This window comes from Bradyrhizobium sp. P2_E8, assembly GCF_056403875.1.
Genome location: NZ_JBFUES010000140.1, coordinates 1 through 11,097, shown reverse-complemented (window position 1 = coordinate 11,097; position 11,097 = coordinate 1). Strand labels below are relative to the sequence as shown.

General features: G+C 60.0%; 10 protein-coding genes and 2 pseudogenes. 6 read left to right on the top strand and 6 right to left on the bottom strand.

Annotated features, from left to right (window positions below; genetic code table 11):
- The 6 genes from AC1D00_RS10630 to AC1D00_RS10605 form a co-directional block, all read left to right on the top strand.
- A partial coding sequence (locus tag AC1D00_RS10630) for a MurR/RpiR family transcriptional regulator (RefSeq protein WP_477010638.1) occupies positions 1–375 on the top strand: 375 nt, incomplete at its 5' end.
- A gap of 117 nt (positions 376–492) precedes the next feature.
- A complete protein-coding gene (gene iolD, locus AC1D00_RS10625) occupies positions 493–2,334 on the top strand; it encodes a 3D-(3,5/4)-trihydroxycyclohexane-1,2-dione acylhydrolase (decyclizing) (protein WP_477010637.1) in 1,842 nt (613 codons plus the stop codon).
- A 44-nt stretch (positions 2,335–2,378) separates the two neighbouring features.
- Positions 2,379–3,278: a myo-inosose-2 dehydratase gene (gene iolE / locus AC1D00_RS10620; protein ID WP_025576710.1), complete on the top strand. Its 900-nt coding sequence runs from the start codon at positions 2,379–2,381 to the stop codon at positions 3,276–3,278.
- 138 nt (positions 3,279–3,416) lie between these two features.
- A complete protein-coding gene (locus AC1D00_RS10615; protein WP_025576709.1) occupies positions 3,417–4,391 on the top strand; it encodes a Gfo/Idh/MocA family oxidoreductase in 975 nt (324 codons plus the stop codon).
- A gap of 77 nt (positions 4,392–4,468) precedes the next feature.
- Entirely contained in the window at positions 4,469–5,539 is a 1,071-nt protein-coding gene (locus AC1D00_RS10610) for a Gfo/Idh/MocA family protein (RefSeq protein WP_477010636.1), read from the top strand.
- Positions 5,540–5,577: 38 nt separating this feature from the next.
- Positions 5,578–6,387 carry an SDR family oxidoreductase gene (locus AC1D00_RS10605; RefSeq protein ID WP_477010635.1) on the top strand — a complete coding sequence of 270 codons (810 nt, stop codon included), beginning with the start codon at positions 5,578–5,580 and terminating at the stop codon, positions 6,385–6,387.
- A 484-nt stretch (positions 6,388–6,871) separates the two neighbouring features.
- On the opposite strand, the pseudogene AC1D00_RS10600 reads toward AC1D00_RS10605, so the two are convergent.
- The 6 genes and pseudogenes from AC1D00_RS10600 to AC1D00_RS10575 form a co-directional block, all read right to left on the bottom strand.
- Positions 6,872–6,937 (bottom strand): annotated as a pseudogene (locus AC1D00_RS10600) (hypothetical protein); the annotation flags it as partial.
- A gap of 234 nt (positions 6,938–7,171) precedes the next feature.
- Entirely contained in the window at positions 7,172–7,750 is a 579-nt protein-coding gene (locus AC1D00_RS10595; RefSeq protein WP_025576756.1) for a histidine phosphatase family protein, read from the bottom strand.
- Positions 7,751–7,813: 63 nt separating this feature from the next.
- Complete coding sequence (locus AC1D00_RS10590) at positions 7,814–8,893, bottom strand: ABC transporter ATP-binding protein (RefSeq protein ID WP_404555084.1); 1,080 nt, start codon at positions 8,891–8,893, stop codon at positions 7,814–7,816.
- Between the two features lie 9 nt (positions 8,894–8,902).
- Positions 8,903–9,736 carry a carbohydrate ABC transporter permease gene (locus AC1D00_RS10585; RefSeq protein ID WP_477010634.1) on the bottom strand — a complete coding sequence of 278 codons (834 nt, stop codon included), beginning with the start codon at positions 9,734–9,736 and terminating at the stop codon, positions 8,903–8,905.
- Between the two features lie 10 nt (positions 9,737–9,746).
- Complete coding sequence (locus AC1D00_RS10580) at positions 9,747–10,697, bottom strand: carbohydrate ABC transporter permease (protein WP_477010639.1); 951 nt, start codon at positions 10,695–10,697, stop codon at positions 9,747–9,749.
- A gap of 136 nt (positions 10,698–10,833) precedes the next feature.
- A pseudogene (locus AC1D00_RS10575) lies at positions 10,834–11,097 on the bottom strand (sugar ABC transporter substrate-binding protein); the annotation flags it as partial.

The window sequence follows — 11,097 nt, the reverse complement described above, 5'->3', positions numbered from 1 at the left end:
GCGCAAGAGATGGCGACGACCATGACCGACCGCGACGTCCTGATCGCGATCGCATTTCGACATTATGCAAAAGAAGTCGTCGTCATATCCGAGGTGGCCGTAACCAACGGAACGTACATCATAGCCATTACGGACAGCCAATTATCGCCGCTTGCGAAGGACGCGCGGACACTCTTCACGATTCCGGAGGACGAATATCTGTTCTCCAGGTCGCTCGCGGCACCGATGTGCTTGGTCCAGTGCATTGCGATGGCTACAGCTGCCCTGCTTCAGCCGGGCCAGGACTCGACGCCACGAATTCCGACGGTGACCGAAATGGCGCGCAACCGAACTGTCGCGCAAACACGACAGCAAAGGCGTTCATCCAAGCGATGATATTGAGCGATCCGACTTTTGGCAATTTATCTTGCTAAAAGTACGAAATAACAATAAATATTGCTGAAACCGAATATGCACCATCGAAGGTGATCGAGAATTTCGGGAGGAACGCGCATGCCGACGGTTCGCTGCACCATGGCGCAGGCCTTGGTTCGCCATCTGTGCAATCAGTTTACGATCATTGATGGCAGAAAGGAGATGCTGTTTCCCGGCGTCTTTGCCATTTTTGGTCATGGCAACGTCACCTGCCTGTCGGAAGCCTTGGAAGCCGTAAAAGACACCCTACCGACCTGGCGTGGTCAGAATGAGCAGTCGATGGCGCTGGCTGCCATAGGCTTTGCCAAGGCCAAGCGCCGCCGCCAGATCATGGTGGCCACCTCCTCTATCGGTCCCGGCGCACTGAACATGGTGACTGCCGCCGGTGTTGCCCATTCCAACCGCCTGCCGGTCTTGCTGCTCTCCGGTGATACATTCGTCAATCGCCGCCCCGATCCGGTCATGCAACAGGTCGAGCACTTCGGTGACCCTTCGACCAACGTCAATGACGCCTTCCGTGCCGTGACGCGCTATTGGGATCGCATTACCCACCCGGAACAGATCATCTCGTCGCTGCCGCAGGCTGTCGCTGTCCTGCTCGATCCGGCGGATTGCGGCCCAGCTTTCATCGCGCTGCCGCAGGACGTACAGGAGATGGCCTGGGACTATCCGGAAGCCTTTTTCAAACCGACCGTCCATGCCATTCCGCGTCCGCGCGCCGACAAGGATCGTCTGGCTCAGGCGCTCGAAATTCTCAAAAGCGCCAAGCGACCGCTGATCATTTCAGGCGGAGGCGTACGCTACTCCGGCGCCGAAGACGTTCTCGGCGCATTTGCAACGGAGCACGGCATTCCGGTTACCGAAACCATCGCGGGCAAAGGTGCGTTCACGCACCATCACCCAGCTCATGTCGGTCCGATTGGCATCGTCGGCTCAACCTCGGCCAATGCTCTGGCGGCTGAGGCCGATGTCATTCTGGCTATCGGCACCCGCTTGATGGATTTTACCACGGGATCATGGACGTGCTTCGCGCCGGACGCGAAATTCATCTCGATCAACGCCGCGCGCTTCGACGCAACCAAGCACCAGGCCCTCGCGGTCATCGGCGACGCGCGCGAAACCCTTGCCGAACTGGCAGCCTCCCTCAAAGGATGGAAGTCAGACGCCAAATGGACAAATCACGGCGAATCCGAGTTCGCCAAATGGAACGCCGCGCTCGATTCCTACCAAAAGCCCACCAACGAACCCGTTCCGACCTATGCGCAGGTGGTTGGTGTCGTCAGTTCGCATGCCGGCGAGCGCGACTATCTCATTGCCGCCGCCGGGGGCCTGCCCGGCGAAGTCATGAAGAACTGGCGCGTCAAACAGCCCAATACTTTCGACTGCGAGTTCGGCTTCTCCTGTATGGGCTATGAAATTGCCGCCGGATGGGGGGCGGCCATGGCTGACCCAACCCGCGTTCCGATCGTCATGGTGGGTGACGGCACCTATATGATGATGAATTCGGATATCTATTCAACCGTCCTCAGCGGCCACAAGATCATCGTGATCGTTTGCGACAACGGCGGTTATGCCGTGATCAATCGCCTGCAGAACGGCAAGGGCGGCGCGAGCTTCAACAACCTGATCAAGGATTGCCGCGTCACGCAACCGTTCTCCGTGGACTTTGCCAAGCACGCCGAATCCATGGGGGCGCTCGCACGAAAGGTCGAAAGCCTCGCAGATCTCGGTGCGGCGATGGACTGGGCCATGAGCACCGACCGTACCACGGTCTTGACCATCGTCTCCGACGCTTTCACCTGGACACCTGGCGATGCCTGGTGGGATGTCGGCGTGCCGCAAGTCAGCGCTCGCAAGAGTGTTCTCGAAGCCTCAAAAGACCAACTCGAGGGCAGAAGGAAACAGCGTGTCGGCGTTTAACACCGTTGCATGCGCATAGGCAGCGACATTCCTCGGAGATTCTTATGAAGGCGAAATTGGGCATCGCACCGATCGCATGGTGGAATGACGACCTTGAGGAACTGAGCGACGACGTATCGCTCGAAGAATGTTTGCGTCAAGCGGGCGTGGCCGGCTTCACTGGTATGGAGACCGGGCGCCGTTTTCCGATGGATGCAGCAGTGCTCGGCCCGATCCTGAAAACCCACAAAATGAGCGTCTGCGGCGGCTGGTTCTCCGGCCTGTTGCTTGACGGTGATTTGGAGGAGGAAAAGCAACGCATTGCCCAGCAAATGGCCCTGTTCAAAGCCGTCAACGCGCCCTGCATCGTTTACGGCGAATGCGCACGCACCGTTCAGGGCGACCGTTCGAAGCCTCTGGCAACGAAGCCCAAGCTTTCAGAGGACGAAATCAAGATCTATGCCCGCAAGATGACGACGTTCGGCGAATGGTGCGCCGAACAGGGCATGCCGCTATCCTATCACCACCATATGGCGGCCGTGATCGAGACCGAGCCGGAACTCGACATGTTCATGAAACACTCGGGCGAAGGCATCCCGCTGCTTTTTGATGCAGGCCACATGGCTTTTGCAGGCGGCGACGTCATGCGCGTCATCGACAAGCACCACAAGCGCATCACGCATGTTCACACCAAGGATGTGCGCTTGGATGTGATCGACGAGCTTGACCGCACCAGAGAGAGCTTTCTCGATGCGGTCGTAAAGGGCGCCTTCACGGTGCCTGGCGACGGCTCGCTCGACTTCGCCTCCATCGTCGGACGGCTGGCCTCCTATGGCTATGAGGGCTGGTTCGTCGTCGAGGCAGAGCAGGATCCAAAAATCAATCCACCGCTTGCAATGGCAAAGAAGGGACACGCGGAGCTGGTGCGCGTGATGGCGTTGGCTGGCTATGAGGTCGTGCAATGAACCGCGGGATCAGAAGGAGTGCGTGATCCCCGGCGGTACACCGGTGACTCGGCGCGGCGATTACCCAGAAAGGCCACTGCGAACGGATCGAACGCGTCCGAAAGGCGTTTGGTCGGAGAAGCCTAGAGGAGCTAAGAAATGGGCGTTGGCGTGGGTGTCATTGGAACGGGCGTGATGGGTTCAGAACATGCGCGCCTTGTGAGTCGCGAGGTCCCCGGCGCGCATCTGGCGGGGGTCTTCGATGCCGACGCCACCCGCGCGAAAGCGGCCGCGGCGGGCGCCACTGTCTTTCCTGACCCTCGATCCCTGATTGCGTCAGATCGCATTGGAGCTGTCATCATTGCTACGCCGGACGCGACCCATGGGGAGCTGGCCCTGGCCTGCCTCGAAATCGGAAAGCCCGTGCTGTGCGAAAAACCGCTGGCTTCCTCGGCGGCGGAAGCCCTGCGCGTGGTTCAGGCGGAAGTTGCGTTGAAGCGCAGGCTGATCCAGGTCGGCTATATGCGCCGGTTCGATCCCGGCTATCAGGAGATGAAGCGGATAAAGGACGACGGCGGTGTGGGGGCAACCGTCTTGCTGCACAACGTCCACCGAAACGTTAGTGCGCCGGAGTGGTTTACCGGGCCGATGGCGGTGACGAATTCATTCGTGCATGAGATCGACATCAGCCGATGGCTAACCGGATCGGAAATGGTCTCGGCTCATGTCGCCAGCGGGCCCGGCGGCGAACCGCTGATGATCACGATGCGGACCGACCGCGACGAGATCGTGTCGACTGAAGTCTATATCAACGCCGCCTACGGCTATCATGTCCATGCCGAACTGGTAGGCCGGCAAGGAACAGTCGCGCTAGCGCTGCCTTCGCTCACGATGCGCAACAAGGACCGCATTGGCGGAGTCTCCTATCCCGGCAATTGGATTCCGCGCTTTGCCGACGCCTATCGCAGGCAGTTGACGGACTGGATCAGCGCGGTGACGACAGGAACTCCGGTCGGGGCAAGCGCCTGGGACGGCTACATGGCCTCGGCCATCGCCGAGCAGATCGCAGCAGGTCTAACCGAGGACCGTGCGACGACGTTCAAATACCCGTCACGTCCGTCGTTGTACGACTGAACCCATAAGCCGAACCACAGGCGGAACGTTTCATCCCCTTTTCAGGCGTTGCATCGGCGAAACTCGGGAGAGAATTGATGATCAACTATGCCGTCGTCGGCGCCGGCTGGATCTCGCAGCAAGCGTTTCTGCCCGGCGTGGTTCAGTCCGGAAATTCGCGGGTTGCCGCCATCGTGACCGGCGACCACGCGAAGGCGGCACGACTAGCTGAATTTTACGGCATTGGCACGGTTGTCGGCTATGACGGCTACGACGCCCTGCTGGACGACCCCGGAATCGACGCGGTTTACATCGCCTTGCCGAACCACATGCATGCTGATTTCGCCATTCGGGCGGCGCGTGCCGGCAAGCACGTCATGGTCGAGAAGCCACTCGCCGTCAGCGCAGACGAAGGCCTCGCTATGATCGCCGCTGCGCGCAGCGCCAACGTATTTCTGATGACGGCATACCGGCTGCACAACGAACCTGGAACCATCGCCGTCCTCGAACACATTCGCGCTAACACAATCGGACGGCCGCTGTTCTTTCAGTCGCTGTTCAGCTTCCAGACGTCGCCGGGGAATCATCGGTTGYAAGCAACGGCCTGGGGTGGGCCGCTTCAGGACGTCGGCGTCTATTGCATCAACGCCGCCCGTCACATCTTTGGAGAAGAGCCGATCGAAGCCATAGCGACGGCGCACCGGCCGGTCGACGATCCGCGCTTTGGCGAGGTGGACGCCTCGGTGGCTGCAACGTTGCGATTTCCCTCGGGCGGCCTCGCTCAGTTCGTCGCCAGCTTCGGGGCAGCGGCCGTCGACAATTACCGGGTCGTGGGAACGTCGGGCGACCTGGAACTCGATCCCGGCTTCAGATTCGAGGCTGCGACACGGCTGCGGCTGCGCCGTGACGGAAAGATGACCGAGACCCAGTTTCCGCAAATCGATCATTTTGGCGCGCAGGTCGCGTATTTCTCGGACTGCATCAAGTCAAGAACGCCGCCGGAAGCGGATGGCGACGAGGGTTTGGCGGACATGCGCGCACTCCTCGCCATCGAGCGGGCCGCTTCAACCGGACTACCGCAAGCGATTTCGGTTCATCCGCGCTCTCGCCATCCGACTCCCGACATGGTGCGGCTTACTCCCGTAACTCATCGTCGCCTCGTTCTCTGATTGCCAATGCCGGTTACAAAAATCGAAGGACAATCGTCATGAGTGGACTGACTGGAAAAGTTGCGGTTGTTACCGGTGGTACCCAAGGGCTCGGCGCGGCAATCGCGCGGTTGTTTGCCGATCGCGGCGCATCCGGCATTGTAACCTGCGGCCGTTCTGCGACAAAAGGACAGGCAAAAGCCCGAGAAATTCAGGATGCAACCGGCACGAAGGTCGTGTTTGTCGCCGCCGATTTGAGCAAGGTCGAAGACTGCCGGGCCGTCATCGCGAAAGCCGACGTCGAATTCGGCCGGGTCGACGTGCTGGTGAATGCTGCTGGAGTGACGGATCGCGGCACGATCCTCGATACGTCGCCTGAATTGTTTAACAAGATATTCAATGTCAACGTTCGCGGTCCGTTTTTCCTGATGCAGGAAACGATCAAGATCATGCGCCGTGAAAAGATCGCGGGCAACATCGTCAATATTGGTTCGATGTCGGCCAAAGCCGGCCAACCGTTCATCGCTGCCTATTGTTCGTCCAAAGGCGCCCTGGCAACGCTTACGGAAAATACGGCCTATGCCGTCATGCGTAATCGTATCCGCGTCAACGGGCTGAACATCGGATGGATGGCCACCGAAGGCGAGGACCGGACTCAGATCGAGCACCATGGTGCAAGCTCGGACTGGCTGAAGCAGGCGTCGGCCGCCCAACCATTTGGCCGTCTCATTGACCCCCATGAAGTTGCGCGCGCCGTTGCATTTCTGTCGACGGATGAGTCAGGTCTGATGACGGGGTCCATGGTGAACTACGACCAGTCAATCTGGGGCGCATACGGCTCCTCGCCACAGCCTGAGTCCGCGCTGTAGACCAAGCGCTGCTCTCCTTTCCACCAAGCGGGCCACGGTCGAGATTGAAGCAGTTTCGTCTCTGCCTCCTCGGAAGCCTCATACGGGTGCGCACGAGGTTTGCACACTTGGCGCTATCCTTGGAGAGATCGCGGCGGCCATATTCACTGGAGGAGCTTTGTCCAGACCAGCCCAACGCTTCCGTGGCTCCGTAATACCCTACATTTCCGGCTACGTCATAGCGRCATCCCGCCTCGAGGGCGTCGCACCGGCTTCGATATCCTGAAGCAACTGCGGCAATCTGGCGCCTCCCTCCATCAGATCGGCCTTGATGGACTGTTTCACGGCCCGGCGATTCCTCGCAGTAACCGTCGAGCACGCTGAGATGCTGATGCCGTCCGGGATAGGTCGGCGTCGCATGCGGATACAACATATTGAGCAGAGGTCCGTTGCGAAGCCAAATCGTCTCGAGCAGCTCGGGCGCGTTGGCGGCTTTATAGAGCGTGTAGTGGAATTGCCAGTTCGCTTGCACGGCCTCGCGCCGGCGACTGCCGCGTTCTGCCGCGACCAGCGCCTTATGATACTCCTTGAGATTGGCGATATCAGCCTTGGAGATCCGGGCGCGGACTTGCGCGTATTGTTCTCGAGCGGTCGAGTTTGAGGGCGGTGTCGCTCATTCATTCTACTGAGATATTTTGCATCCGATCGATTCCACATGAAATTGGACCGATTGAGAAGCCGGTTTGACGAGGCTTCCGCTGGCCGGCTCTTCTAGGGCCAAATATGCATGAATTGGAAGGGGAAATCACAGCGATTCGAGGCGGCGCCAGCCATGCAGCACGCGGCGTTCATGCGAGGTGAACGCGAAGAAGCTACCGCCGCCAGCGGGCTGGTCATGGGCACGATCAATCCCCAAACCGGAGTAATGGCAGTATAAGAGAGTACCAACGCCGCCGTGGCCGACAAAGAGCACGTCGCCCGGCGTGTTGCGGGCCAGCACATGCTCGACCTCGCGGGCGATGCGCAGCTGGGCGTCAAGCGCTCGTTCCCAGCCACGAATGCTGATGTGGGGTTGCGCGAAGAACTGATTGGCCGTCGCCTCGAACTCGTCGGGGACGAGGAAGCCTGTGGCCGATCGGTCGTTCTCGTGCATCGCTTCGCACACCTCCACGTCGACTCCCAGCTTTGCTGCAATGATCTCAGCGGTCTCGATCGCCTTTCGCTCTCCGCTGGAGATGACCTGCGTGGTACCTGACAGCAGTCCCGTCGCCGTCACGGTTTCCGTACGCGCTCTGCCGACCTCACTCAGGCCCCAACAGCGAACGGGAACCGACGGATCGATCTTCACCTGAGGATGGGTCAGATAGCGTACGACATTTGTCATGACTGAACGATCGCACCCTCACACCTGCTTGCAGTCGGCATCACATCGCCTCCCTTAACGGGTTTATGTGGCAACACGCAGGCCAGAGGCGTCGAAGACGTGGACATCGGGACTCGCGGCAACGAGTGTCGCCGCCTCGCCCGGCGCCGGCGTCTGGCGGCCCCGGACCTCCGCAACGAACATCCTGCCGTCGACGCGGCGCAGATAGGCAAAGGAGGCCTCGCCAAGCCGTTCGACCAGCTCGACGACGCCTTCGGCGGCGAAGAAACCGGCCTCGCCCCGGACAAGATGCTCCGGACGGACGCCGACCGTCAGCGCGTCGCCGACCTTCAGCGATCCCGCCGGAATGTCGAGGTTGCGAAACGCGGTGCCGGCCACGCGCGCACGTCCGCCCTCGATGCCTTCGACCTCTGCCTCGAAGAAATTCATCGCAGGCGATCCGATGAAGCCGGCAACGAACAGATTGGCGGGTTCATAGTAGAGGTCGAGTGGTTTGCCGACCTGCTCGATGCGGCCCTTGTTCATCACGACGATGCGGTCAGCAAGTGTCATCGCCTCGACCTGATCGTGCGTGACATAGACGATCGTTGATTTCAGCAACCTGTGCAAATTCGCGATTTCAACGCGTGTCGAGACACGCAAGGCTGCGTCGAGATTGGAGAGCGGCTCGTCGAACAGGAAAACAGCGGGCTCGCGCACGATCGCACGGCCGATCGCAACACGCTGGCGCTGACCGCCGGAGAGATCGCGCGGATAGCGCTCGAGCAGCTCCTCAAGCCGCAGCATGCGAGCCGCTTCGGCGACGCGCCGTTCGCGCTCGGTTGGCGGTACGCCAGTGAACTTCAATCCGAACGTCATGTTCTTGCGCACATTCATGTGCGGATAGAGTGCGTAGGATTGGAACACCATCGCGATGCCACGTTCGGCAGGCGCGAGCGCATTGACAAGCTTGCCGGCGATATGGATATCCCCACCCGATGCACCATCGAGCCCGGCAATCATCCGCAACAGCGTCGACTTGCCACAGCCCGAAGGGCCAACGAGAACGACGAATTCGCCGTCCTCGATGCTCAGGTTGACGTTGTTGAGCACCGTCGTCGCGCCATAACGCTTGTTGAGCTGCTCGATGCGCAGATTGGCCATTCTGACAACCTATTTGACTGCGCCGGAGGTGAGGCCCGCGATGAGTTGGCGCGAAAGGATGACGTAGATTACGACGACCGGCAGGATCGCCATCGACAGTGCGGCGAGCACGGAATTCCAGTCGGTGATGTACTGCCCGAGAAACTGCTGCACGCCGAGCGTCACCGTGTGGGTCGAATCGCTCGAGGTCAGGATCAATGGAAACCAGAGGTCGTTCCAGATCGGCACGATGGTGAAGACGGCGACCGTTGCGATCGCCGGTCGCAGTAGCGGGGCGACCACCTCGAAGAAGATGCGCGTTTCCGGGACACCGTCGCAGCGCGCGGCATCGCGCAAATCCTTGGGAATCTGCTGGATAAATTCGCTCAATATGAAGATCGACATCGGCAGGCCCTGCGCGACATAGACCAGAATCAAGGCAGTCAGCGTGTCGTTAAGGCCAGCGGACCGCATCATGTTCAGGATTGCGACGGAGCCAAGCCGGATCGGCACCATGATGCCGATCGACAGAAACAGCGCCAGCGCCGTCGAACCGCGGAAGCGGTACTCTGTAAGCGCCCAAGCCGCCATCGCCCCGAACAGCAGGACGAGCGCCATGCTAACGAGGGTCACGATCAGCGAATTCGAATAGTAAGTGAGGATATGTGAGGAGCGAAAGACCTTCTCGTAACCGACCAGGCTGAAGGTTGATGCGTCCGGCAGCGCGAGCGGACTCCCGAAGATGGCACTGCGCACCTTGAACGAATTCATCACGACGAGCAGGATTGGACCTACCGCCAGAAGGCTGTAGGCAATCAGGACGAGATGGACACTGATGCTCCTTGCGCGTTGGTCCGTCGTCATGCCTCCCCCCTCAGAAAGCGTAACGGCGGATGCGCCGCTGCACGAGGAAGAGATAGAGGCAGAGACCGAGCAGGATGATGAAGAACATCACGGTCGCGACCGCGGCCCCCATCGTCGGATTGCCGAGCTGGAGCTGATTGCCGAAGAAAGTGCGGTAGAAAAACGTACCGAGGATGTCGGTGGTGAAATTCGGCCCCGCAAGCGCGCCCTTGACCGAGTAGATCAGATCGAAAGCGTTGAAGTTGGCGACGAAGGTCAAGACCGAGACCAGGCTGATCGTCGGGAGGACGAGCGGAAGCTTGATGTGGAAGAAGATGCGGAACTGTCCGAGCCCGTCGACGCGTGCCGCGTCGATCAACTCTTCGGGGATGTTGAGCAGCGCGGCGTAGATCAACATCAACGGGATGCCGACGAATTGCCAGACAGAAATGAGGGATAGGGTGACGAGCGCGCTCGATTCGAGCCCCAGCCAGGGAGCAAATAGTGAGCCCAATCCGACGGCCTTCAAAGCGCCAGCCGCTACGCCCCAGAGCGGCGAAAGGATCAGGTTCCAGGAGAAACCGACAATGACAACCGACAGCATCGTCGGGAGAAACATCACGGTTCGATAGAAGCCCTTGAGCCTAACGCCCGGCAGGCTGAGCAATCCCGCGAGCGCAATACCGATCGGATTCTGCACGCACATGTGCACGGCGAAGAATATCAGATTGTTTCTGAGGGCATTCCAGAATGGCTTCGACCAAAGCGCATCGCCGAGCAGCGTTTCGAAATTGGCGAGGCCGACGAATGATCGGGCTCCGGACGGATCGCTCGTGTAGGTGGAGAGCGCCATTGTCGCGACGAGCGGATAGATCGAAAACAGGGAATAGATCGCTACCGCAGGCCCGAGAAAGAACAGCAGAAGGCCTGCGCGTTTTGCGCGAGGCAACTGGACGGTGATGTTGGAGACCGGTTCAGGCATGACGGGAAGAGAGCACCTACCGTGCGTTATCGTCGCTGTCCGCTTGCGGCTCGTGCCATCTCTTGGCGAAGCGTGCAGCAACTATCGACCAAGGACAGTCCCTCTCCCCGCGAAAGCGGAGAGAGGGACCTCTGCATTACTTGGTGGGCTTGTACCACTTGTCGAGGCCGTCCTGGAGTTGCTTGCCGGCAGCCTCGGGCGTCAGCTTGCCGTTGACCACCTGCGCGGACACGTTCCAGAGCTCGTTTTCGAGATTCGGCGTACCGCGCGATAGTATCTGATACGAATTGCGGATCGTCGACTTGCAGGCCTGCCGCCATCCGACCATCGTCGCAGCGACATCGTCTTCGACCTTCACCGGAGTCTTGGCAAGGGGGAAGAAGCCCGGAAGCGCGTTGGC